The organism is Vibrio tetraodonis, assembly GCF_003350295.1.
In the GTDB taxonomy this organism is placed as follows: domain Bacteria; phylum Pseudomonadota; class Gammaproteobacteria; order Enterobacterales; family Vibrionaceae; genus Vibrio; species Vibrio tetraodonis.
On the sequence record NZ_QLYY01000007.1, the window covers coordinates 128,840 to 152,694 of the forward strand.

Below are 23,855 nucleotides of genomic sequence, written 5' to 3' on the forward strand. Positions count from 1 at the left end.
TTCAGCAAGGAGGAAGCGCATGACACAAATTACTGTTAAAGCTTTGAGTGACGAGATCGGCACACCAGTTGATCGCTTATTGGAGCAACTTGCTGATGCTGGTATGGCAAAGGCAAGCGCAGACCAGGTGAGTGAAGAAGAGAAACAAAAGCTTCTTACACACCTTAAGAAAGAGCATGGTGACACTTCTGGCGAAGCCGAACCGACTCGTTTGACTCTACAAAGAAAAACTCGCAGCACCCTTAGTGTGAATGCAGGTGGAGGCAAGAGTAAAGATGTTCAAATCGAAGTTCGCAAGAAGCGAACTTATGTGAAGCGCAGCATTATCGAAGACGACGCAAATCGCGAAGCTGAGGAAGCAGCAAAGCGTGAAGCCGAAGAGCTTGCGAAGCGTGAGGCTGAAGAAGCAGCAAAACGTGAAGCTGTAGAGAAAGCAAAGCGCGAGGCTGAAGAAAAAGCGAAACGAGAAGCGGATGCAAAACGTGAAGCTGAAGAAAAAGCCAAACGCGTACAAGCTGATAAGGCTAAAAAAGACATGAATGCAAAAAGTGCCGAATTGACCGTGCAAGCGAAAAAAGAAGCAGACGATCTAAAACGTCGTCAAGAAGAAGAAGCTCAGCGTAAAGCAGAGCAAGAAGCGGCAAAATTAGTCGAAGAAGCTCGTAAACTGGCTGAAGAAAATGAAGCACGTTGGAGCGAAGAAGAACAAAAGAAAAAAGAACTGGAAAATTCGGATTACCACGTGACAACCTCGTCTTACGCACGTGAAGCTGAAGATGCAGCTGACCGTCGTGAAGAGGGTGGCCGTCGCAAGAAGAAGAAGAAGGCTTCCGGCTCAAACACTGAAGAACAAAGCCGTAATAGCCGCAGCCCTCGTGGCGGCAAAGGTCGTAATAAAGGCAAGCTGGCTAAACCTGCTTCAATGCAGCAGGGCTTTGATAAAACAGCGACTGTTGCGAAAGCAGATGTTGTTATCGGTGAGACGATTGTTGTTTCTGAGCTGGCAAGCAAGATGTCAGTGAAAGGCACTGAAGTCATCAAAGTGATGATGAAAATGGGTGCGATGGCAACGATTAACCAAGTGATTGACCAAGAAACTGCACAGCTTGTTGCAGAAGAAATGGGCCATAAAGTTATTCTTCGCAAAGAGAATGAACTGGAAGAAGCCGTTCTATCTGATCGTGATAGCAATGCAGAAGCGGTTCCTCGTGCTCCTGTTGTCACTATTATGGGTCACGTAGACCATGGTAAAACGTCAACACTTGACTATATCCGTAAGGCTCACGTTGCTTCAGGTGAAGCTGGTGGTATTACACAGCATATTGGTGCATACCACGTTGAAACTGACAACGGTATGATTACTTTCCTTGATACTCCTGGACACGCTGCGTTTACTGCAATGCGTGCTCGTGGTGCTCAAGCAACTGATATTGTTGTACTTGTTGTGGCAGCAGATGATGGTGTGATGCCGCAAACTATCGAAGCGATTCAGCACGCTAAAGCTGCTGGTGTACCTTTGATTGTCGCTGTTAACAAGATTGATAAAGAAGACGCTAACCCAGACAATGTTAAGAATGAGCTTTCTCAGTATGACGTGATCCCTGAAGAGTGGGGTGGTGAGAACATGTTTGTTCACATCTCAGCTAAACAGGGCACTAATATTGAAGGCTTACTTGAAACTATTTTGCTTCAGTCAGAAGTTCTTGAACTGACTGCTGTGGAAGAAGGCATGGCTTCTGGTGTTGTTGTTGAGTCCCGCCTAGATAAAGGACGCGGTCCAGTTGCAACGGTTCTTGTACAGTCTGGTACTTTGAACAAAGGTGATATCCTTCTTTGTGGTCAAGAATATGGCCGCGTTCGTGCAATGCGCGATGAAAATGGCAAGGAGATCTTCACTGCGGGTCCTTCTATTCCGGTCGAGATCATCGGCTTGTCTGGTGTTCCTGCATCAGGTGATGAAGCAACGGTTGTACGTGATGAGCGTAAAGCTCGTGAAGTTGCAAACTACCGTCAAGGTAAGTTCCGTGATGTTAAACTCGCTCGTCAGCAGAAAGCTAAGCTTGAGAATATGTTCTCTAATATGGCCGCAGGTGAGGTTGCTGAACTTAACGTTGTACTTAAAGCGGACGTTCAAGGCTCTGTAGAAGCTATTGCTGATTCACTACTGAAACTTTCTACTGATGAAGTGAAAGTAAACATCGTTGGTTCTGGTGTTGGTGGAATCACTGAAACTGACGCAGTGCTAGCGGCTGCTTCTAACGCAATTATTCTTGGCTTTAACGTGCGTGCCGATGCAACAGCACGTCGCGCAGTGGAAACTGAAAACCTAGACTTGCGTTACTACTCAATCATTTATCAATTGATTGATGAAGTGAAACAGGCTATGGGTGGTATGTTAGCGCCTGAATTTAAGCAAGAAATCATTGGTCTTGCTGAAGTTCGTGATGTGTTTAAGTCGCCTAAGCTTGGTGCGATTGCTGGCTGTATGGTGACTGAAGGCCTTATCAAACGTAACAACCCAATCCGTGTTCTACGTGATAATGTTGTTATCTATGAGGGCGAGCTTGAATCACTTCGTCGCTTTAAAGATGATGTTCAAGAAGTTAAGAGCGGCTACGAGTGTGGTATCGGCGTTAAGAACTATAATGATGTTCGCGTTGGTGACCAAATTGAAGTATTCGAAATCGTTGAAGTAAAACGTACTCTTGATTAATTGACTAAGAAGCTTTGAAAAATAAGCGGTAATTGGTTGTTGAATACGCCATGGGGGGCTGGTTATAACCATCCCCCCATTCTTTCTAATAAGAGAAAAGATATGTCAAAAGAATTTAGTCGTACGCAGCGTGTCGCACAGCAGCTGCAGAAAGAACTAGCGATGATCTTACAAAGAGAAGTCCGTGACTCACGTTTAGGTATGGTTACGATTTCTGATGTGGAAGTATCACGTGATCTTGCCTACGCAAAAGTATTTGTAACCTTCTTGTGTGTGGGTGAACAAACTCCTGAATCATGTTTGACGGCATTGCGTGAGCATGAGGTTCATATTCGTATGATGCTGGGCAAACGCATTCGCTTGCGCTTAACCCCAGAAATTCGTTTCCACTATGACAATACGCTTGTCGAGGGTATGCGTATGTCAAACTTGGTCAGCGAAGTCATTAGTGAAGATAAACGTAAGCAGAAAGATTCAGGTCGCGAAGATAGCAATCCAGAAGAGGGGACGGCTTAATGGGTCGTCGTCGTAAAGGCCGGCCAATTAATGGTGTGGTTCTTTTGGATAAACCTACTGGCATTTCATCTAATGACGCACTGCAGAAAGTAAAGCGTATCTATTTTGCAGAAAAAGCCGGTCATACGGGAGCTCTGGATCCTCTGGCAACGGGTATGTTACCTATTTGCTTGGGCGAGGCGACTAAGTTTTCTCAGTTTTTGCTCGATTCTGATAAACGTTATCGAGTGATTGCTAAGCTTGGTCAACGAACAGATACTTCAGATTCAGACGGTGAGGTTGTCGAAACTCGCCCTGTTAATGTTTCTCATGAGACATTAGAAGCCTGCATTGATAAGTTTCGTGGTGAATCCGATCAGGTCCCTTCGATGTTTTCAGCATTAAAGTACCAAGGTAAGCCATTATACGAATATGCACGACAAGGTATAGAAGTACCGCGTGAGGCTCGTAAAATAAAGGTATACGAAATTTTGCTTCATTGCTTTGAAGGCAGTGAAGTTGAAATGGAAGTGCACTGTTCGAAGGGCACTTATATCCGCACTATAGTGGATGATCTTGGTGAAATGCTTGGTTGTGGGGCGCATGTTACTATGCTTCGTCGTACAGGTGTTGCTAATTATCCATACGATAAAATGGTGACGTTAGAGCAGCTTAGTGAGCTGCTGGATCAAGCGCATCGTGATGAAGTGGCTCCGAAAGAGCTCCTTGATCCTTTGCTTTTGCCTATGGATACGGCAGTAGAAGATTTACCCGAGGTCAATTTGAACGCTGAATTGACCGACTTAGTCCAGCACGGTATGCCTGTTCAGGTTTTTGGTGTACCTGACGCTCCAGCTCTGCGAATGACATCGGGTGAAGAACGTACTTTTATCGGTGTTGCTGAGCTTAATGATGATGGCAAGGTTGCGCCTAAAAGATTGGTCGTATTTCGTGATGAAGTGAACTAATTCACCATAGAATCTCTAAGCCGAAGCCAAAATGCTTCGGCTTTTTTACGTCTATTTTATAGAATGAGTTTCTCTGTTTGAAGCTGTTTTCTTAGTTGTTCTGCTCGCTTTCTGTTAACGCCAAAGTCTGAATAACCTATTCGTGACTCTGAGCGCACGAGCAAAACATTACCGTCTATTCGTAACTCCAAGTCATCGACAAAACGCATGATCTTTGACGTGCATTCGATACGTAAATAATCGTCTCTCTTTTCAGCAAGTTTTGCTCCGGGCAATTCTAGAGCGGCTTGCTCAATCGCATTGATATTGGCTTGCTCTGTCAAAATGAAGGGCTCTATATTGTGCTCGCCTCTGGGATCTTGCGTAGATACACAATTAGGTTTATCACCGCAAGGTAGTAAAGTTCTGTCAGTCATTGTTTGAACTCCTTGGCTACAAGCCGAAAGCATCAGTAGTGATAAAGTCAAAAAGGCGGCTCTTATCATTCGAATTGTCCTAACTAGATAAGGTTTTAGTCATGACTATAAAAAAGGGTTGACGCAAATAGGTCAACCCTTTTTATACGTTTATGCCAAGTTATACATCGAGATAATCAAGAATGCCTTGTGCTGCTTTGCGGCCTTCATCTATGGCAGTGACCACAAGATCAGAGCCTCGCACCGCATCACCGCCTGCAAAAATTTTTTCATTCGTGGTTTGATATTGAAACTCTTGGTCTTTAGAAGCTTTGATACGCCCCCATTGATCAAGCTCGACTTCAAAGGGTGTTAACCAATCCATTTTATGTGGCTGAAAACCAAAGGCCATGATAACAGCGTCTGCAGGCAATATATGCTCAGAGCCTTCCATAGGTTCTGGTCTGCGTCGGCCTGCATCATCTGCGATGCCCAGCTGCGTTTTAACCACTTTAACCCCAGAAACCTTACCAGAAGCACCAACCTCTATACCAAGAGGCTGAAGATTAAATTGGAATTTAACGCCTTCTTCTTTGGCATTTTTAACTTCGCGTCTTGAGCCTGGCATGTTTTGTTCATCTCGCCGATAGGCACAAGTGACACTTGATGCTCCTTGTCTGATGGATGTTCGGACGCAATCCATTGCTGTATCACCACCGCCTAGCACGACTACTTTCTTTCCTGCCATATCGATAAAAGATGGGCTGTTTTCAAGCTCCATCACTTTGTAAGTGTTGGAAATTAGGAAAGGTAGAGCGTCGTATACGCCTTGAGCTTCTTCATTATCAAGACTGGCTCGCATACTTTTATAGGTACCAACACCGAGGAAAACAGCATCATGATCCGCCAGCAATTGTTCCATTTTGATATCTTGTCCAACCTCTACATTAAGGCGAAATTCAACCCCCATATCAGAAAAAATTTGGCGGCGATTTTCCATTACGCCTTTTTCCAGCTTAAACGAAGGAATACCAAAAGTGAGTAGGCCTCCTATCTCTGGGTAGCGGTCAAATACTACAGGTTTTACGCCGTTACGAACGAGAATGTCGGCAGCGGCAAGTCCAGCAGGTCCTGCGCCAATGATAGCCACTTTTTTATCTGTCCATTCGACTTGTGACATATCAGGCTTCCAGCCCATTTCAAATGCCTTATCGGTAATATACTTTTCAATATTTCCTATTGTAACCGCGCCAAAATCATCATTTAGGGTGCAAGAACCTTCGCACAGGCGGTCTTGTGGGCATACTCGACCACAGACTTCTGGTAAACTATTGGTTTGATGTGATAGCTCAGCCGCTTCTAAAATTCGCCCTTCATTGGCAAGTTTTAACCACTGTGGTATGTAATTGTGCACTGGACACTTCCATTCGCAGTAAGGGTTACCGCAATCTAAGCATCGATCTGCTTGTGCGGTTGCTTGCTGTTTTGTGAAAGGTTCATAGATTTCTACGAACTCTATTTTTCTCACCTTTAGCGACTTTTTTGCAGGATCTACACGATTTACGTCAATAAATTGGTATACGTTCTGGCTCATGATTCAGACATCCTCCTTGATTACTGTGCTTGAACGCGCAGCTCTGCTGCACTGCGACTTTGATGACCGAGCAAAGTGCGAAGATCCGCTGACTTCGGTTTAACTAAATAAAATTTAGGGATCCATTCATCAAAGTTGGCCAGAATATCTTCAGCGTGTGTAGAGGCTGTTTCTTCTAAGTGTTCTGCGATAAGACCACGTAGATGTTCTTGGTGTATGTAGAGATCTGATAGAGACAATGCTTCAACCGACTCATTGTTGACTCGACCTGTAAAATCTTGGTTTTGGTCTAAAACGTATGCGAAACCACCAGTCATCCCTGCACCAAAGTTGACGCCTGTGGCACCTAATATGGCAACGATACCGCCCGTCATATATTCACAAGCATTGTCGCCTGCACCTTCAACAACAGTTATTGTTCCTGAATTACGCACACCGAATCGCTCTCCAGCTTTTCCTGCGGCGAACAGTTTACCTCCCGTCGCACCATACAGGCAGGTGTTACCAATAATGGTTGCCTCGTTAGAGCGAAATGCACTACCAAGATGCGGTTTGATAACTAATTTACCTCCAGCCATCCCTTTTCCTACGTAGTCATTGGCATCACCAGTTAGGTATTGTTCGACCCCGCCAGCATTCCATACTCCAAAAGACTGCCCTGCGGTGCCCTCTAGGTGAAGTTTAATAGGAGAGGCGGCCATCCCCTGGTTACCATAGCGCTGTGCGATTTCACCAGAAATACGAGCGCCAATTGAGCGGTCAGTATTAATGACGTTATAGAAAAAACTTGCCGGTTGACGCTTTTCAATCGAGGTGGCTGCATCATCTAGAATTTTCTGATTGAGATCGCCTTTATCAAACGGTGTATTGGGCTCAGTCCAAAATAATGGATGTTTATCAGGCGAGACTGGCGCCTCTAAAATATGAGTTAAATCTAGCTTAGACTGCTTCGCTGATACGCCTTCCATCGCTTGCAAGAGGTCAGTTCGGCCAATAAGGTCAGTGAGTTTCTCGACGCCTAATTCAGCCAGTAGTGTGCGCACTTCATCAGCAAGGCCGATAAAGTAATTCATGACTTGCTCTGGCAACCCTTTGAAGTACTGCTTACGTAGAGTTTCATCTTGAGTGGCAACGCCCGTTGCACAATTGTTTAGGTGACAAATACGTAGGAATTTGCAACCCATAGCGACCATGGGGGCTGTACCAAAACCAAAGCTTTCAGCACCTAATATGGCTGCTTTTACTACATCCAATCCCGTTTTTAAGCCGCCATCGACCTGGAGGCGAATTTTGTGTCTTAGTCCATTTGCCACTAATGCTTGTTGAGTTTCTGCCAGCCCAAGCTCCCATGGACAACCTGCATATTTCACTGAAGTCAAAGGACTGGCCGCTGTTCCTCCATCGTATCCTGAGATGGTGATTAGGTCGGCATAGGCTTTTGCAACTCCAGTCGCTATGGTACCCACACCAGGCTCACTGACCAATTTGACAGAAACCAGTGCTTTAGGGTTAACCTGTTTTAAATCAAAGATTAATTGAGCAAGGTCTTCAATCGAGTAAATATCATGATGTGGAGGAGGAGATATCAACGTCACGCCTTGTACGGAGTAGCGAAGTTGCGCTATCTCTGCTGTCACTTTATGTCCCGGAAGCTGTCCTCCTTCTCCTGGCTTTGCTCCCTGAGCTACTTTTATTTGCAGTACATCTGCATTGGTTAGGTAGTGCGGCGTTACTCCAAATCGCCCTGACGCAATTTGCTTAATGCGAGAGTTACGTTCTGTACCAAAACGGCGAGGATCTTCACCGCCTTCACCTGAATTTGAGTATCCGCCTAGGCGATTCATTGCTGTCGCTAAAGCTTCATGAGCTTCAGGGCTTAAAGCTCCAATAGACATGGCGGCCGAATCAAAGCGCTTGAAGAGATCCTCACTTGGCTCAATGCGCTTAAGTGAGAGCGGTGTATCAGACTTTTTCAGTATCATTAAGTCTCTAAGGGTTGCCACGGGTCTTTGATTGACTTGTTGGGAGAAATGCTTGTAATCACTTTCGTCCCCCGATTTTACTGCTTGCTGCAGAGTACTAACTACATCTGGGTTGTAAGCGTGATATTCTCCGCCGTGAACATATTTAAGTAAGCCCCCATGTTCAATCTCTTTTCTTTTCGTCCATGCCTTTTTCGATAAGTTGAATAAATCTTGTTGGAAGTCTTCAAAGCCTGCTCCTTGGATACGGGTTGTAACGCCGTGGAAACAGAGGTCTACGATTTCGGAGCTGATGCCTACTGCTTCGAATAACTGAGAACAGCGGTAAGAAGCAACGGTCGAAATACCCATTTTCGACATGATTTTATATAGCCCTTTATTGAGCCCGTATTGGTAACTTTGCATCACATCGCGATAATTCTCATCCAAGATGCCATCATCAATTAACTTACCCAAGGATTCATAAGCTAGATATGGATAAATTGCGGTTGCTCCAAAACCGAGTAGAACAGCGAACTGGTGCGGGTCTCGCGCGGTTGCTGTTTCAACAAGTATGTTGGCGTCGCAGCGAAGGTTTTCTTCTATCAATCTGCGCTGAAGGGCTCCTACTGCCATGGCTGCTGGAATAGGAAGCTTGCCTTTTTCTATCGCTTTGTCTGATAGTACAACCAATACTGTGCCAGCTTTTACACACTCAATGGCTTGCTCGCATACATCATTGATTGCTTGTTTGAGGTTTTTACTATCAGGGTCGTAGTTAATATCGATTACTGTATTTCGGTAGTATTCATCGGAAAGTTCGAGGAGTTGCTGCTTATCTGAGTACAGTAATACAGGAGACTCAAAAGTGACTCTGTGAGCATGGCCGTCGGTTTCGCAAAACACATTCATCTCTTGGCCAACACTGGTTGCCAAAGACATCACATGCTTTTCACGTAATGGATCAATGGGTGGATTGGTGACCTGAGCAAACTTTTGACGGAAATAATCAGTGATCAAACGCTCTTTTGAAGATAGTACGGCCATTGGGGTGTCATCCCCCATGGAGCCGACGGCTTCTTGCCCCGTATCTGCGAGAATTCTGAGTACTTGATCGATCTCTTCATTGCTCACCGCAAATTGCTTTTGGTAAGTTTTGAGAAGAAGGTTGTCGAATTGACGTTGACCAATTTGGTTATCAGGTAACTGAGAAAACGGAGTGAGTTTATGGACGTTATTGTCCATCCACTCTTTATATGGATGGCGGCTTTTTAAATCATTATCGATGTCACTAGATTGCCAGAGCTTCCCATGACGTGTATCGACAACAAGTAACTCCCCAGGGCCGACTCGACCTTTTTCAGCAACCTCATCGGGTGCATAATCCCAAATTCCAACTTCCGATGCCAAAGTAATGAGTTGATCTTTGGTTATCACATAGCGTGCGGGGCGCAAGCCATTTCGATCAAGATTACAAGCTGCATAACGGCCATCAGACAAAACGATACCAGCAGGACCGTCCCAAGGTTCCATATGCTTAGAATTAAAGTCGTAAAATGCACGTAAGTCGGGATCCATATCTGGATGATTCTGCCAAGCAGGCGGAACCAGCATTCTCATTGCCCGAAACACATCCATGCCTCCCGCTAAGAATAGGTCGAGCATATTATCTAAACTGGATGAGTCCGATCCTGTTTCGTTAACAAATGGCGCTGCGGTTTGTAAATCAGGCAGTAAAGGGGAAGCGAATTTATATGCACGAGCACGGGCCCATTGGCGGTTGCCTTCAATAGTATTTATTTCACCATTATGTGCAAGGTAACGGAAAGGTTGAGCAAGGGGCCACCTCGGTTGGGTATTGGTTGAAAAACGCTGATGGAATAAACAAATAGCGGATTCCATGCGTAAATCAGCAAGATCAAGATAAAAGCGTGGTAAGTCAGCTGGCATACAGAGACCTTTGTAGACTAATACCTGAGTAGATAGGCTACATATATAAAAATCTTGATCGTTAACTATCTGTTTTTCTATGCGTCTACGGGCGATGTAAAGACGGCGTTCAATATCACGTTCACGCCAGCCTGCCGGAGCTGATATAAAGACTTGTTGAATGTTGGGTAGGGAGTTATGAGCTATTGGTCCAAGTACTTCAGGGTTGGTCGGAACGTCCCTCCAGCCTGCGATAGATAAGGTTTCTTGGGTTAGCTCTTTATTGATAATGTCTTTCGCTGACTGAGCTTTTATTGGATCTTGGCTGAAGAACACCATACCGATGGCGTATTGTTTGCCAAGCTTAAAACTGTTTTCTTCTGCGATGAGTCGCAGATAAGAATCGGGTTTTTGCAGTAGTAAACCGCATCCATCACCCGTTTTACCATCCGCTGCAATACCGCCGCGGTGAGTCATACGATCGAGCGCTGAAATTGCGGTACGAACCAGTTTGTGGCTTGGATGTCCATCCATATGTGCGATTAAACCAAATCCACAGTTGTCTTTGTCAAGACTTGGATCATATAAAGCCATTGCAATTCTCCCTTTGCTTCTCTGTCTTCCAGACAGTGTTGCCTAAATAATGAAAACGAATGCAGGCGATTTTCTATGCACTCATAGGGTTTAAATCAACATAATAATGTAAATTAAACCTCTTATTATTTTTCTCATTATGATGAAATCATTTTCATCTATCCCAACAACGTAAATCTTATGATATTAAAGGTCAAGCTTTTGATTAAATAGAGCATTAAATGCCTATTTATGAGATGTTTTTCTTTAAATTATTTATTTTTCAATTGCTTAGTGTTTTTGTTGTTACATTTTTGCAACAATTAGACTCGGGAGAAATTTAAAAACATTAGAACAATATACTGACTTAAAGATAAATTTTGGAAGGATTGAGTAGTTATTCTTCTTATGGCTAGAATTATTCATTGTTATTTAACTAAATACGCTTCCACTTTGGTAAAAAAGGGGACCAAGTAGAGAAAAATCAGCAGTCAACTGATATTTTTTGTAGTCTTATATAAGTGGTAGTTAAAGGCAGAGAAGTAAGAATGGAGCAGGTGTTTTACTGGTTGTGGGATACGTCTCATGGGCATGGTCTTGACCTCGTAGTGATTCTATTCTTCATTCTATTGTCGGCCGCGCTCTATTCCCGGGTTCAAAAACATATCGAGCTTCTGGTGCAGGATGCTCCATCAGCGCTTATTCTGGTCGAGGCTAAGACAGGCAAATTGTTGCTTTCCAATAAAAATGCGATGCAGTTATTGGCTATTCGTCGTGTCGGTAAATCTTTTTTATTCCCTGATTCTGTGTCGCGAGATTTTTTGATGTCGACAGTGGGGCTTTTTGCTGGAGATGGTTTCAAGTGTTTTCCGATTGAGTGGAAGGTATCCAAAAACAACCGAATCAAAGTAGATATAAGTGGACGAAGAACCATATATAGAGGTCGTATTGCTTGGTTACTCTATTTATCATCTCATCAAGCCTCACATGCAGAGATGGAGCGTGAAATACAGTCACTGTCTGTGGTGCGCAGTGCTTTGGATAATTTGTCTGAACTTGTGTTCGTCAAAAATAACGAAGGTGAACTTATATCCACAAATAGAGCTTTTGAGCGTTTTTGGGGAGAGCGTCAACAAGAAGGATGCGCTGATATTAAAGGTGTTGTTAAAGGCCGAGCTAACAAACGTAGATGGACGACGGATGAGGAAGGTCGAAGCTGCTTACTGGAAACCTATCAAAATATTCTGATTTCCTCTTCTGGCGAAAGAATCGGCACAATAGGCATTAGTCATGACGTTACAGATTGGCACAATGTACAGAAGAGTCTGCGTGATGAAATGGATAGACGTCGAGATACTGAAGTTGCGTTAGCACAGCGTGATACCATTTTGCAAAACATCCTTGAGTCCAGCCCAGATGCCATCGGCATTTTTAATGAGAATATGGTTTATCAAGCTTGCAACAAGCCTTTCATCAGAGCACTAGGAATTTCTGACGTCAATGAACTAATCGGCAAACGCCTTCAAGATATCATTCCTAATGACGTGTACCGTCGCTTATCAGAGACAGATCAAAAAGTGTTGTATGAGGGAAAATCACTTCGTTACATCGACCAACTGGTTGACAGTAAAGGAAACTTTACTTGGTACGATGTTGTGAAGTCCCCTTTTCGCGATCCTGCTTCAGGTACAAATGGTGTGTTAATCATGGCGAGAGATGTTTCAGAACGTTATTTGGCGGCACAAAAGCTTGAAGAAGCTAATCAGGAACTGGAACGCTTGAGCTTAGTTGATAGCTTAACGCAAATAGGTAATCGCCGCTTTTTCGATGAGCAGCTCACTACTTTGTGGTCTTTGCACAGTCGCGAGAAAAAAACTTTAGCTGTTATGCTATGTGACATAGATTATTTTAAAGGTTTTAATGATCATTATGGGCACCAAGCCGGCGATGATGCGCTAGTTAAGGTTGCTGAGGCTTTTAGTTCAGTCTTGCATCGCGGTAGTGATTGTGTTGCCCGTTATGGTGGTGAAGAGTTCGCATTTATTTTACCTAACTCTACTGCTGAAGGAGCATATCAAGTGGCAGAAACCATTCACTCAAAAGTTAGACAGCTTAGACTTGAACATAATGCTTCAAAAGTGTGCCCAATTTTGACCGTCAGTATAGGTATTGCAAGCATAGTCCCTGAACCTTCTGACACTAGCGAAAACTTAATAGCACTTGCTGATAGCGCTTTGTATCAGGCCAAAGCTAACGGACGAAATCAAACTTGTGTTCATCACACATCTAACAACTAGGTTCATGCAGTAATTAGAATTTTTAGCCGTGTGAGGTGAAAAAAGGTAAAATTTCACTATCTTGTTGCACGGAGCGTCTAATGAAACCTATTAAAAACCTCGCTCAGTATTATGTCGATCTTTTGGTAAAGCTCGGTATTTTACGTTTTTCTATTCTTCTCGCATTAGCCATCGTTGCTTTGGCCGTGGTTGTTCAAGTTGGCATCACATTAGTTCTTAGTGGGCGTGTCGATGATATTGATATTGTTCGCTCAGTGTTTTTTGGGCTCTTAATTACTCCTTGGGCTGTTTACTTTTTGTCTGTTGTGGTTGATCAGCTTGAAGAGTCGAGACAAAGACTTTCTAAGTTGGTTTCTAAACTGCGAGATATGCGTTCACGAGATCAAGATTTAAATCATAAGCTTCATCAAAATATCTCTAAACTGAATCTGGAAATAGAAGAGAGAATTAAAGCTGAAGAAGCGAGAGAAGAAGCAATGAAAGATCTTGAAAATGAGGTCTATCAAAGAGAGCGAACTCAGCTAGAACTGGCTGAAAGAACAGCACTTTTACGCTCTTTTATTGATGCTTCACCTGATCTTATATATTACCGGAATGCTGATGGCGTATTTTCTGGGTGCAACCGTGCCATGGAAGAGCTTACGGGTAAAAAAGAGAACCAGTTGGTCGGTCTAACTCCTTGGGATGTATATCGAAAAGAAGTTGCTCAACAAATTGTTGATACGGACCAAAAAGTCTTTTCTGATAATAAGGCACTGACTTACGAGCAATGGTTAGAATATCCTGACGGCCGTAAGAGTTTTTTTGAACTACGTAAGGTGCCTTTCTACAGCAAAGATGGTCGACATCTTGGTTTGGTTGGGTTTGGACGTGATATTACAGAACGTAAGCGACATCAAGAATCGTTAGAAAAAGCCAGCCGAGATAAGACAACGTTTATCTCAACGATTAGTCATGAATTACGTACACCACTCAATGGGATTGTTGGGTTAAGTCGCATGCTGCTTGAGACGAAACTTACCGATGAGCAGCGCCACCAAATGCAAACTATCAATGTTAGTGCAATTACTTTGGGGAATATATTTAACGATATCATTGATATGGATAAGTTTGATCGACGTAAGCTGGAGTTGTTTCCTGCCAGGTTAAACTTTGAAGAATTTGTTGCAGAAATAGAAAGTATCTCAGCTTTGATGGCTTCACAAAAGAATCTACGTTTTGATTTAGAGCGTCTAACTGAGTTACCTGATGCTATTGAGGTTGATGCGACTCGACTGCGTCAAGTACTTTGGAATTTGATCAGTAACGCCATGAAGTTCACCAAAGAAGGTGGTGTTGTCATGACGGTAGAAGCTGAAATCAGGGATGATGTGGCGCACATAACTATTGAAGTGGAAGATAGTGGAGTTGGCATTCCTGAATCTGAAGTGGATAAAATCTTTGCCATGTATTACCAAGTAAAGTCGGGTAAAGATAATCTTCATGCTGTCGGCACCGGTATTGGGTTAGCTGTCTCTAAGCAGCTAATCAAGATGATGGGAGGAGATATCTGCGTTAGTAGTGAAGAAGGGTTTGGTAGTACCTTTACTGTTTCACTCAGTGCCCCATTATCAGCTACTAAGGAAATGTTAGAGTCGTCTCAGGCTGCTCAAAGAGATTTAAATATTTTCATGGTAGAGGATATCGAACTCAATGTTACTGTTGCTCGCTCTTTATTTGAGAGTATGGGTCACGAGGTGACGGTGGCAATGACAGGCCAAGATGCGATTGAGATGTTTGACCCTGAGCTTTATGACCTTGTATTTCTCGACATTCAACTTCCCGATATGACAGGCTTTGATGTAGCCAGTTTTTATCGCCAAACTTATAAAGACTTACCCCCTTTGATAGCTTTAACGGCTAATGTACTCAAAGACAAAGATGAATACTTACAAAACGGAATGGATGAAGCGATAAGTAAACCTTTGTCTGTCACTGCAATGCAGGAAGTCATCGCCCAATTTACTTCTAATGATATACAAGAGCCTTTACAGCCTACCAAGTCTCTAAACCTAGGTGAGAAGAGCGAGTTATACAATAAAGTCTTAGACCTGGATATGCTTGAGTCTTATGTCGATATTGTTGGTACCCAGCCCGTGCTTGAGAGCATTAGTATGTTTGAAAATATGATGCCTGATTATATAAAAGTACTTGATTCGAATATGACGGCAAAAGATCAGCAGGGTATTGTTGAAGAAGCCCACAAGATTAAAGGAGCTGCAGGTTCTATAGGTTTAAAACATATTCAGCTAGTGGCTCAAAAAGCACAATCGCCAGAACGACCTGCGTGGTGGAAAAATATTGATGATTGGGTCGAAGAAATCAAAAATGAATATCAAAATGATATTGCGACGTTAAAGGAATGGCTTGGACAAAGAGGGTGAGTAAAGAAGGATGAAATGTATTTCATCCTTCTGTTTTATTCCAAGTTAGTAGTGATTAACTTTTGGTTTTTTTGCTTGCAACTTTGAGCCCAGCATTAATATCAAGAATATCTTGCTCATTCAGTGTTCCTACCGCTTCTCGAAGCTGAAGAACACTAAGTATGTAGTTGTAGCGAGCATCAGAGAGGTTTTTATTTGCATCGTACAGGTTTCTTGTTGAGTCTAAAACGTCAACAATAGTACGAGTTCCGACATCAAAACCAGCTTCAGTTGCTTCTAAGGCTGATTTAGCCGAAACCACGGTTTGCTCATAAGCACGCAGTGCACCGATAGAGGCATTAATGTTGTTATTAAAAGCTCGTACATCTTTGACGACACTTCGATAAGAGGCTTCAAGGTTTTGGCTTGCGGCCACAAAATCAAACTCAGCTTGTTTGGTTAACGAAGACGTCGCGCCACCACTGTAGATAGGAACTGAGAGATTTAGGCCGATGTTAAAATTGTCGGAGTCAGAATCTTGGGTTGCAATATCACTGTTCTTTTGTTCTGCAAGTGTATAGCCGCCATCTAACGTAAGTGAAGGAAGGTGACCGGAGCTTTGCAAAGAAATATTGTCTTTAGCAATATCTTTGGTGATTCGTGATGACAGCAGGGTTAAATTTTTCTGCTCTGCTTCTTTTAGCAGAGTGTCGACAGGTGTTTCACTTTTACTCGCTGAAAAACGTTCAATATCCAATACATAGAGGTTTGAATGTTCAACGCCTGTAATTTCACGCAGGCCTTCATAGCTATTTATAAGTTCATTTTCAGCCAAAACTTCATCTGCGAGAACAGAGTCATACTGAGCTTGTGCGTCATGAACATCGGTGATTGCTGATAAACCGACTTCAAAACGCTGCTTTGTTTGCTCTAGTTGACGGCCAACAGCGGCTTTCTCTGCTTGGACAAACTCTAAATTGTCTTGAGCTCTTAGCACATCAAAATAGGCAGTCGACACTCTAAGAATCAGTGACTGCTGAGCTGCTGCATAGGCAGCATCGGCTTTACGAGCGTTTTTTTCTGCGGTATCTAAAGTTATCCAGCTTGAGCGTTTATACAGCTCTTGCGAGAAGCCAAGCGTTGCGTTCCATACATCCGAATCGTTACTCGCATCGCTTAGTTGCTGGCTTGGTATGCTTGTTTCACCTCGATTGAGATCGTATGAAGCCGTTAAGTTGATTTGAGGAAGTAAGGTTGCACGGCTCGAATTGATCGCTTCAAAAGCAGAGTCTTTTGAGGCTTTTGCACTCAATAAAGTAGGATCGTTTGTGATTGCTTGATTATAAATTTCCGTTAGTGTATCTGCGAAAGCGTTCGCGCTAAGGCTGCCTAGTGCTGCACTTATCACCAGTGGAAGCAGTTTTCTCATCGGTTTTATCCCTGCCAAAATATGAAAAAGGTAACTCGTCGAGAGTTTACCTCAACTTTGATGCAAATTTACGCAAATTTTTGTAAATTTTTACACTTGGTTATCTAAAAAAACTCATCCCAAAGCAGTTAAATTTAACTCAGAATATAAAATTTGCATAAAAAGTTTATCTAGACCCTTGGAAGTTAAGCTTTTGTCTGAGTAAACTATAAAATTAACTTATGGGGTAGCCAATGTCACACAGTGAAGAACAACAGCACGAATTTACTTCCAAAGATGTAGAGATACTCTCAAAAGAAACCGTGTTCTCCGGTTTTTTTAATATGGTGAAATATCGTTTCAGACACAGATTGTTTAATGGTGGCTGGAGTGAGGTTATTGAACGAGAAATGTTTGAAAGAGGTAATGCTGCTGCCGTACTTCCATATGATCCTGTTACTGATAAAGTTGTTTTAATTGAACAAATACGTGTTGGCGCTTTGACTCATTCGAGTCCGTGGCAACTTGAGATTGTGGCTGGGATCATTGATAAAGGGGAAAGTGGTGAAAGTGTTGCTCGCCGTGAGGCAGTAGAGGAAGCCAATGTTTCTATTGACGATCTTTTGAAAGTTACTTCGTATTACCCCTCTTCAGGAGGTTGCTCTGAGAGGTTAGATGTCTATGTTGGCAAGGTTGATGCATCAAACGCAAGTGGCATTCATGGTTTAGACTATGAAGGAGAGGACATTAAAGTTCATGTCGTAAACCGAGAGACTGCCTATCAATGGGTAGTCGAAGGTAAGTTTGAAAATGGTGCTTCCATCATTGCGTTGCAATGGTTGCAGTTGAATTACCAGTCCGTAAGAGAGCAATGGCAAATTTAGCAGTAAAAAAAACGTATCATGTAGATTTGGCAGATTTGATGCGAACATATGAAACCAATTATGCCAAGTTAAATGCTTTGTTGCCAAACAAGGCACAGGTTGGTGATGTGCGCTGTTACCAAGCTGCCCATATGACATACCAAATTCAAGTGGCAGAAATCACAAAGTACACAACTTTGGTTGATATTTGTCAAAGCGATGATGTTCCGGTGTTTCCTTTGCCAAAAATGTCTGTCAGGCTTTACCATGATGCTCGAGTGGCAGAGGTGTGCGAGTGTGCGCATCTGAAACGAGTCAGAGCACGTTACGATTACCCCAATGATAAAATGGTTCAACAAGACGAAAAATTACAGCGCAACCGCTTTTTGGGGGATTGGTTATCTTTCTGTTTAAGGCATGGTATTAGTCGAACGCCGCTCAATATTTAGGTTTTTATTTTGAAAGTAACATCTAGTTCTGTGGATGGAAGCATCAGGCTGCTTCAAATTACAGATACTCATCTGTTTGAAGCAAATGATGGCAGTCTTCTTGGTGTCAACACGAGTGACAGCTTTGATGCTGTGGTGAGGGCGATCACTGAACAAAACACAAATTACGAAGCTATTGTCGCCACTGGAGATATTTCGCAAGACCACAGTGCGTTATCTTACCAACGTTTTGAATCAGGCATTTCAAAGCTCAACAAGACTTGTTTTTGGTTACCCGGCAATCATGACTTTAGGCCCAATATGGATTCTGTGCTTTGTTCTCAACAGATCCAGTACCTAGAACACCTTTTACTTGGCGATTACTGGCAAATGATAGTCTTAGATTCTCAAGTGGTTGGTGTACCACATGGTCGTCTTAGTGAAAAACAACTATCACTGCTTGAAGATAAACTCAACCTTTATCCTGAACGCTACGCGTTGGTTTTATTGCATCATCACCCTGTTCTTATCGGTAGTGCTTGGTTGGATCAGCATACCCTCAAGGATTCAGAGAGCTTTTGGAAAGTTATAGAAAAGCACTCCAATGCTAAGGCAGTGCTCTGTGGCCACGTTCATCAGGACATGGATAGATATCGACATGATGTCAGAGTAATGGCAACGCCATCGACATGTGTACAGTTTAAACCACTTAGTGATGACTTTGCCGTGGATAACCAGTCTCCTGGTTGGCGTGAAATTGTATTACATCCAAGTGGGAACCTAACTACAGAGGTTAAGCGTTTGCCTATGGGGAGCTTTATTCCTGATTTTAGCTCTTCTGGGTATTAACTTTCACTGCGTCATTATTATCACAGGATACATGATGAAACCTTCTTTACTCTTATATATCCATGGTTTTAATAGCTCTCCGTTATCGCAAAAAGCGACGTTGATGAGAGAGTACTGTGCATTGCACAGGCCTGATATTAAAGTTGTGGTTCCTCAGCTTCCATGTTTTCCCCAACAAGCTGCAGACTGCCTACTAACCATCGTTGAGCAATACAAAAATGATCATCGCATTGGACTTGTCGGTAGCTCTCTTGGTGGATATCTCTCTGTGTGGCTGAATACTCGCTTTGGCTTTAAAGCTGTGGTTGTAAACCCTGCGGTAAGGCCCTATGAATTACTGCAAGATTATCTAGGAGAGCAAGAAAACCCATATACAGGCCTGCGCTATTTCCTATCTGAAGCTCATATCGATGAATTAAAATCTCTCGATGTTGCGAGTATTCAAAATCCAGAAGACTTTTGGCTTTTGCAGCAAACTCATGATGAGGTACTTGACTTTCGTCAAGCTGTTGAGAGGTTTTCAATGGCTAAACAGACTGTAGAAGAGGGCGGAAATCACAGTTTTGTCAGTTTTGAACGTCATCTAGAGCCGATCATCGACTTCCTTCAGCTATAGTTTCCATTGAGGGAAAAGTCATAAATTTAGTGGTTAGTTAATTATCTCACTTGACATAGTTCCTTCTCTTCCAGACTATGTTTCTCCTGTACTGAGCTGGATAAAAAACGATGAGAGTTTGAGTGTTTTTAGAGTCTATATGCAACCTAATTGACAATGAAAGCAGATTAGCTCAGTTATTCATTATTTTCTACAAACGATATTCCGTATTATGACTGAACAATATAATGCTGGAGCCATTGAGGTTCTTAATGGCTTGGAGCCGGTAAAACGCCGACCCGGGATGTATACGGATACTGCGCGGCCCAATCATTTAGGGCAAGAAGTCATCGATAACAGTGTCGATGAAGCGCTAGCCGGACACGCTTCCAAGGTTCAAGTAATTTTGCATGCCGACCAATCTCTCGAAGTGATCGATGATGGACGCGGTATGCCTGTTGATATACATCCAGAGGAGAAAGTATCTGGGGTAGAGCTGATACTGTGTAAGCTTCATGCTGGTGGTAAGTTCTCAAACAAAAACTATCAATTCTCCGGAGGCTTACACGGGGTAGGTATTTCAGTAGTCAATGCTTTATCAAAGCGTGTCGAAGTCACTGTAAGACGAGATGGACAAGTGTATGAAATTGCATTTGAGCATGGTGATAAAGTTTCCGATCTGACAGTCACAGGGACATGTGGTCGACGTAACAAGGGTACAAGCGTTCACTTTTGGCCTGATGCAAAGTATTTCGATTCCGCCAATTTCTCCGTTGCTCGTTTGGTGAATAACCTTCGAGCTAAAGCGGTATTATGCCCTGGGCTTGAAATTACCTTTACAGACAAAGTAAATGGCAATGAACACAAATGGTTATATGAAGATGGTTTAAAGGATTATCTTGCCGAAGGTGTCAAAGGTTATACCGTATTGCCTGAAGCGCCTTTTACTGGCGAATTCTCAGCTGAAACTGAAGCGGCGACTTGGGCTGTTATTTGGCAGCCAGAAGGCGGTGACATGATCACCGAAAGCTATGTTAACTTGATCCCAACTGCGCAAGGAGGAACTCATGTTAATGGTTTGCGTCAAGGTTTACTTGATGCCATGCGAGAGTTTTGTGAATTTCGAAACTTGTTGCCACGAGGCGTCAAGTTAACAGGGGATGATGTATTTGACCGATGTTCTTATGTGTTATCGGTTAAGATGCAGGACCCGCAGTTTGCCGGTCAAACGAAAGAACGTCTTTCGTCCCGCCAGACCGCTGCTTTTGTATCCGGCGTTGTAAAAGATGCGTTTAGTTTATGGCTAAACGAAAAGCCTCAATTAGCTGAACAGTTGGCAGAAGTGTGTATTGCCAACGCTCACCGTCGTATGCGCGCGAGTAAAAAAGTCGTGCGCAAGAAAGTTGCGTCTGGGCCTGCGTTGCCGGGTAAATTGACCGACTGCTCTTTGCAAGATTTAAGTCGTACTGAAATTTTCTTTGTCGAAGGAGACTCGGCTGGTGGTTCGGCTAAGCAGGCTCGAGATAGAGAATTCCAAGCAGTAATGCCGCTAAGAGGGAAGATCCTCAATACTTGGGAAGTTTCCGCTGACCAAGTGCTCGCGTCTCAGGAGGTGCATGATATATCCGTTGCTCTGGGAATCGACCCTGATAGTGAAAATCTTGAAGGCTTGCGGTATGGTAAAATCTGTATTTTAGCGGATGCTGACTCTGATGGTTTGCATATCGCAACATTGCTCTGTGCCTTGTTTACCCGCCACTTTAGATCCTTAGTCGAAGCTGGGCATATCTATGTGGCTATGCCGCCACTTTATCGCATCGACTGTGGTAAAGAAGTTTTCTATGCCTTGGATGATGACGAAAAAGAGGGTGTGTTAGAGCGCCTATCGAAAAAGAAAGCCAAGATTAACGTGCAGCGATTTAAGGGGCTTGGTGAAATGAATCCATTGCAATTGCGTGAAACGACAATGGATCCAAATACCCGACGTCTTGTTCAATTAACGATTGATGATTCAGAAGCGACGATAGAAATGATGGATATGTTGCTTGGTAAGAAACGGGCAGATGATCGCCGTTCTTGGTTACAAAACAACGGTGATTTGGCAGGGGTTTAACGAATGTCGACAGAAATTACATACGATGGCGTTGAACAGTTGCCAATGCGCACCTTCACTGAAGACGCTTATCTAAATTATTCTATGTACGTCATCATGGACAGAGCCTTGCCATATATCGGTGACGGTTTAAAACCTGTTCAAAGACGTATTATTTATGCTATGTCTGAGCTTGGGCTTTCAGCTGCTGCAAAGTATAAGAAATCTGCTCGCACTGTCGGTGATGTGTTAGGTAAATATCACCCCCATGGTGATTCCGCATGTTATGAAGCCATGGTCTTGATGGCTCAGCCATTCTCGTATCGTTATCCATTGGTCGATGGGCAAGGGAACTGGGGTGCTCCTGATGATCCTAAATCGTTTGCCGCCATGCGTTATACCGAAGCAAAGCTGTCTAAGTTTGCCGAAGTTTTGCTAGGTGAGTTAGGACAGGGAACGGTTGAGTGGCAACCAAACTTTGATGGCACAATGAAAGAGCCACAAATGTTGCCAGCACGTCTACCACATATCCTTCTCAACGGAGTAACGGGTATTGCAGTTGGTATGGCGACCGATATTCCTCCTCACAACGTAAGAGAGGTAGCAGATGCAGCAATTCATTTGATCGACAGCCCTAAATCAGAGCTGGCTGACATAATGAATTTTGTTCAAGGCCCAGACTATCCTACTGAAGCTGAAATCATTTCCCCTAGAGCCGATTTAGAGAAGATCTATCGTACAGGGCGCGGCAGTATTAAAATGCGCGCAGTTTGGCATAAAGATGGTGGAGAGATAGTCATTACTTCTTTGCCTCATCAAGTCTCAGGTGCAAAGTTACTTGAACAGATCGCCAATCAAATGAGGGCAAAAAAATTACCCATGGTTGATGATTTGCGAGACGAGTCCGATCATGAAAATCCCACGCGTATTGTGATAGTTCCTCGCTCTAATCGAATTGATTGTGAACAGTTAATGGATCACCTGTTTGCTTCGACGGATCTTGAGAAAAATTTCCGTGTGAATCTTAACATGATCGGTCTAGATAACCGCCCTCAAGTCAAAGGGCTAGTTAAGATTTTGACCGAATGGATAGAGTATCGCCGTACGACAGTTCGTCGCCGTTTACAGCATCGTCTCGATAAAGTTCTTGCTCGCTTACATATACTAGAGGGTTTGTTGGTTGCTTACCTTAACTTGGACGAAGTGATAGAAATCATCCGTAATGAAGACGATCCTAAAGCTGTATTGATGACAAGGTTTGGCATCACCGACATTCAAGCTGATGCGATTTTGGATACCAAGCTTCGTCACCTTGCCAAACTGGAAGAGATGAAAATTCGTGGAGAGCAAGAAGAGCTTGAGAAAGAAAGGGAAAAACTTGAGCTACTGCTTGGCTCAGATCGTCGTCTAAATACGTTGATCAAAAAAGAAATTAAAGCCGATGCGGAAAAGTATGGTGATGATCGCCTCTCGCCACTTGTTGAGCGCGCCGAAGCGAAAGCATTGACAGAGCGTGATCTGGTGCCAAGTGAGCCTATTACTGTTGTCCTATCGGACAAGGGCTGGATCCGTCATGCTAAAGGCCATGATGTTGACCCTGAAGGGTTGAATTATAAATCTGGTGATAAATATCTTGCTCATGCAAGGGGTAAAAGTAGTCAACATTCAGTGTTCCTTGGCAGTGATGGCCGGAGTTACTCGCTTGAATCTCACTCTCTTCCCTCTGCACGTAGCCAAGGAGAGCCCATTACAGGTCGGTTAAATATCAATGCAGGTACAAGCGTTCGTCATGTAGTCATGGGCGAAGAAGAGCAGCTGTGGCTGGTTGGCTCAGATGCAGGTTATGGTTTCGTTTGTAAGGGCAGTGATTTACTGTCTAAAAATCGCAGCGGTAAAGCCTTGGTGACCTTGCCACAGAACTCTGAAGTGATGGTGCCATACAGCATAAGTAATTTAGATCACGATGAAATTCTTGCGATCACAAATCAAGGGCGGATGTTGTTATTCCCAATAAAAGATTTACCACAGTTAGGTAAAGGCAAGGGTAATAAGATCATTAACATTCCTGCTGCAAAAGCAAAAGAGCGGGAGGAGTTAGTGTCTCATTTGATGGCCTTACCTCAAGGGGCTTCGATAACCTTGTATGCAGGTAAACGCAAACTCGGCTTGAAACCTTCTGATCTGGATAACTTCCGAGGAGAACGTGGCCGCAGGGGTAGCTTGTTGCCAAGAGGTTTGCAAAGAGTCACGCGAATCGAGGTTGAAGCCTCTGAACCCAAGGAAAGCGAATAGA

The 23,855-nt window shown here is 43.4% G+C and carries 15 protein-coding genes; 11 read left to right on the forward strand and 4 right to left on the reverse strand.

All coding sequences use genetic code 11. From position 1 onward, the window contains the following. Positions 1–19: 19 nt before the first annotated feature. From infB to truB, 3 genes are all read left to right on the forward strand, one after another. Entirely contained in the window at positions 20–2,713 is a 2,694-nt protein-coding gene (gene infB, locus DPF90_RS04330) for a translation initiation factor IF-2 (protein WP_114785046.1), read from the forward strand. A 102-nt stretch (positions 2,714–2,815) separates the two neighbouring features. Next, positions 2,816–3,229, forward strand: coding sequence for a 30S ribosome-binding factor RbfA (gene rbfA / locus DPF90_RS04335; RefSeq protein ID WP_114785048.1), 414 nt, complete (start codon positions 2,816–2,818; stop codon positions 3,227–3,229). Further along, on the forward strand, positions 3,229–4,176 hold the full coding sequence (gene truB / locus DPF90_RS04340) for a tRNA pseudouridine(55) synthase TruB (protein ID WP_114785050.1): 948 nt from the start codon (positions 3,229–3,231) through the stop codon (positions 4,174–4,176). Before rbfA ends, truB begins: the two co-directional genes overlap by 1 nt. Before the next feature lie 56 nt (positions 4,177–4,232). Here truB and DPF90_RS04345 read toward each other — a convergent pair whose 3' ends face one another. The 3 genes from DPF90_RS04345 to gltB form a co-directional block, all read right to left on the reverse strand. Beyond that, on the reverse strand, positions 4,233–4,661 hold the full coding sequence (locus DPF90_RS04345) for a DUF1499 domain-containing protein (protein WP_114785052.1): 429 nt from the start codon (positions 4,659–4,661) through the stop codon (positions 4,233–4,235). Positions 4,662–4,752: 91 nt separating this feature from the next. Then, positions 4,753–6,165 carry an FAD-dependent oxidoreductase gene (locus DPF90_RS04350; protein WP_114785054.1) on the reverse strand — a complete coding sequence of 471 codons (1,413 nt, stop codon included), beginning with the start codon at positions 6,163–6,165 and terminating at the stop codon, positions 4,753–4,755. Positions 6,166–6,185: 20 nt separating this feature from the next. Then, positions 6,186–10,649 (reverse strand): glutamate synthase large subunit, encoded by a 4,464-nt coding sequence (gltB, locus tag DPF90_RS04355; RefSeq protein WP_114785056.1) that lies wholly within the window; start codon positions 10,647–10,649, stop codon positions 6,186–6,188. A gap of 527 nt (positions 10,650–11,176) precedes the next feature. Here gltB and DPF90_RS04360 point away from each other — a divergent pair. Together DPF90_RS04360 and arcB are read left to right on the forward strand one after the other, a co-directional pair. Further along, positions 11,177–12,925 carry a sensor domain-containing diguanylate cyclase gene (locus DPF90_RS04360; protein WP_114785058.1) on the forward strand — a complete coding sequence of 583 codons (1,749 nt, stop codon included), beginning with the start codon at positions 11,177–11,179 and terminating at the stop codon, positions 12,923–12,925. A gap of 80 nt (positions 12,926–13,005) precedes the next feature. Further along, positions 13,006–15,348: an aerobic respiration two-component sensor histidine kinase ArcB gene (gene arcB / locus DPF90_RS04365; RefSeq protein WP_114785060.1), complete on the forward strand. Its 2,343-nt coding sequence runs from the start codon at positions 13,006–13,008 to the stop codon at positions 15,346–15,348. Positions 15,349–15,403: 55 nt separating this feature from the next. Here arcB and tolC read toward each other — a convergent pair whose 3' ends face one another. Continuing rightward, on the reverse strand, positions 15,404–16,756 hold the full coding sequence (gene tolC, locus DPF90_RS04370) for an outer membrane channel protein TolC (protein ID WP_114785062.1): 1,353 nt from the start codon (positions 16,754–16,756) through the stop codon (positions 15,404–15,406). A gap of 233 nt (positions 16,757–16,989) precedes the next feature. On the opposite strand from tolC, the gene nudF reads away from it, so the two are divergent. From nudF to parC, 6 genes are all read left to right on the forward strand, one after another. Further along, positions 16,990–17,619 carry an ADP-ribose diphosphatase gene (gene nudF / locus DPF90_RS04375; RefSeq protein ID WP_114785064.1) on the forward strand — a complete coding sequence of 210 codons (630 nt, stop codon included), beginning with the start codon at positions 16,990–16,992 and terminating at the stop codon, positions 17,617–17,619. Continuing rightward, positions 17,607–18,047: a DUF1249 family protein gene (locus DPF90_RS04380; RefSeq protein WP_114785066.1), complete on the forward strand. Its 441-nt coding sequence runs from the start codon at positions 17,607–17,609 to the stop codon at positions 18,045–18,047. Before nudF ends, DPF90_RS04380 begins: the two co-directional genes overlap by 13 nt. A 9-nt stretch (positions 18,048–18,056) precedes the next feature. Beyond that, positions 18,057–18,875, forward strand: a complete 819-nt coding sequence (gene cpdA / locus DPF90_RS04385; RefSeq protein ID WP_114785068.1) for a 3',5'-cyclic-AMP phosphodiesterase — start codon at positions 18,057–18,059, stop codon at positions 18,873–18,875. Between the two features lie 31 nt (positions 18,876–18,906). After that, complete coding sequence (yqiA, locus tag DPF90_RS04390; protein ID WP_114785070.1) at positions 18,907–19,491, forward strand: esterase YqiA; 585 nt, start codon at positions 18,907–18,909, stop codon at positions 19,489–19,491. A 211-nt stretch (positions 19,492–19,702) separates the two neighbouring features. Next, a complete protein-coding gene (gene parE / locus DPF90_RS04395) occupies positions 19,703–21,583 on the forward strand; it encodes a DNA topoisomerase IV subunit B (RefSeq protein ID WP_114785072.1) in 1,881 nt (626 codons plus the stop codon). Between the two features lie 3 nt (positions 21,584–21,586). Further along, positions 21,587–23,854: a DNA topoisomerase IV subunit A gene (gene parC / locus DPF90_RS04400; protein ID WP_114785074.1), complete on the forward strand. Its 2,268-nt coding sequence runs from the start codon at positions 21,587–21,589 to the stop codon at positions 23,852–23,854. The last annotated feature ends 1 nt before the right edge of the window (position 23,855 follow it).

What these genes read in the sequence shown, in the direction of transcription:
- truB (WP_114785050.1), top strand. Translation starts at nt 3,229, where the DNA reads ATGGGTCGTCGTCGTAAAGGCCGGCCAATTAATGGTGTGGTTCTTTTG.
- arcB (WP_114785060.1), top strand. Translation starts at nt 13,006, where the DNA reads ATGAAACCTATTAAAAACCTCGCTCAGTATTATGTCGATCTTTTGGTA.
- yqiA (WP_114785070.1), top strand. Translation starts at nt 18,907, where the DNA reads ATGATGAAACCTTCTTTACTCTTATATATCCATGGTTTTAATAGCTCT.
- nudF (WP_114785064.1), top strand. Translation starts at nt 16,990, where the DNA reads ATGTCACACAGTGAAGAACAACAGCACGAATTTACTTCCAAAGATGTA.
- parE (WP_114785072.1), top strand. Translation starts at nt 19,703, where the DNA reads ATGACTGAACAATATAATGCTGGAGCCATTGAGGTTCTTAATGGCTTG.
- DPF90_RS04345 (WP_114785052.1), bottom strand. Translation starts at nt 4,661, where the DNA reads ATGATAAGAGCCGCCTTTTTGACTTTATCACTACTGATGCTTTCGGCT.
- DPF90_RS04350 (WP_114785054.1), bottom strand. Translation starts at nt 6,165, where the DNA reads ATGAGCCAGAACGTATACCAATTTATTGACGTAAATCGTGTAGATCCT.
- rbfA (WP_114785048.1), top strand. Translation starts at nt 2,816, where the DNA reads ATGTCAAAAGAATTTAGTCGTACGCAGCGTGTCGCACAGCAGCTGCAG.
- tolC (WP_114785062.1), bottom strand. Translation starts at nt 16,756, where the DNA reads ATGAGAAAACTGCTTCCACTGGTGATAAGTGCAGCACTAGGCAGCCTT.
- DPF90_RS04360 (WP_114785058.1), top strand. Translation starts at nt 11,177, where the DNA reads ATGGAGCAGGTGTTTTACTGGTTGTGGGATACGTCTCATGGGCATGGT.
- DPF90_RS04380 (WP_114785066.1), top strand. Translation starts at nt 17,607, where the DNA reads ATGGCAAATTTAGCAGTAAAAAAAACGTATCATGTAGATTTGGCAGAT.
- infB (WP_114785046.1), top strand. Translation starts at nt 20, where the DNA reads ATGACACAAATTACTGTTAAAGCTTTGAGTGACGAGATCGGCACACCA.
- gltB (WP_114785056.1), bottom strand. Translation starts at nt 10,649, where the DNA reads ATGGCTTTATATGATCCAAGTCTTGACAAAGACAACTGTGGATTTGGT.
- parC (WP_114785074.1), top strand. Translation starts at nt 21,587, where the DNA reads ATGTCGACAGAAATTACATACGATGGCGTTGAACAGTTGCCAATGCGC.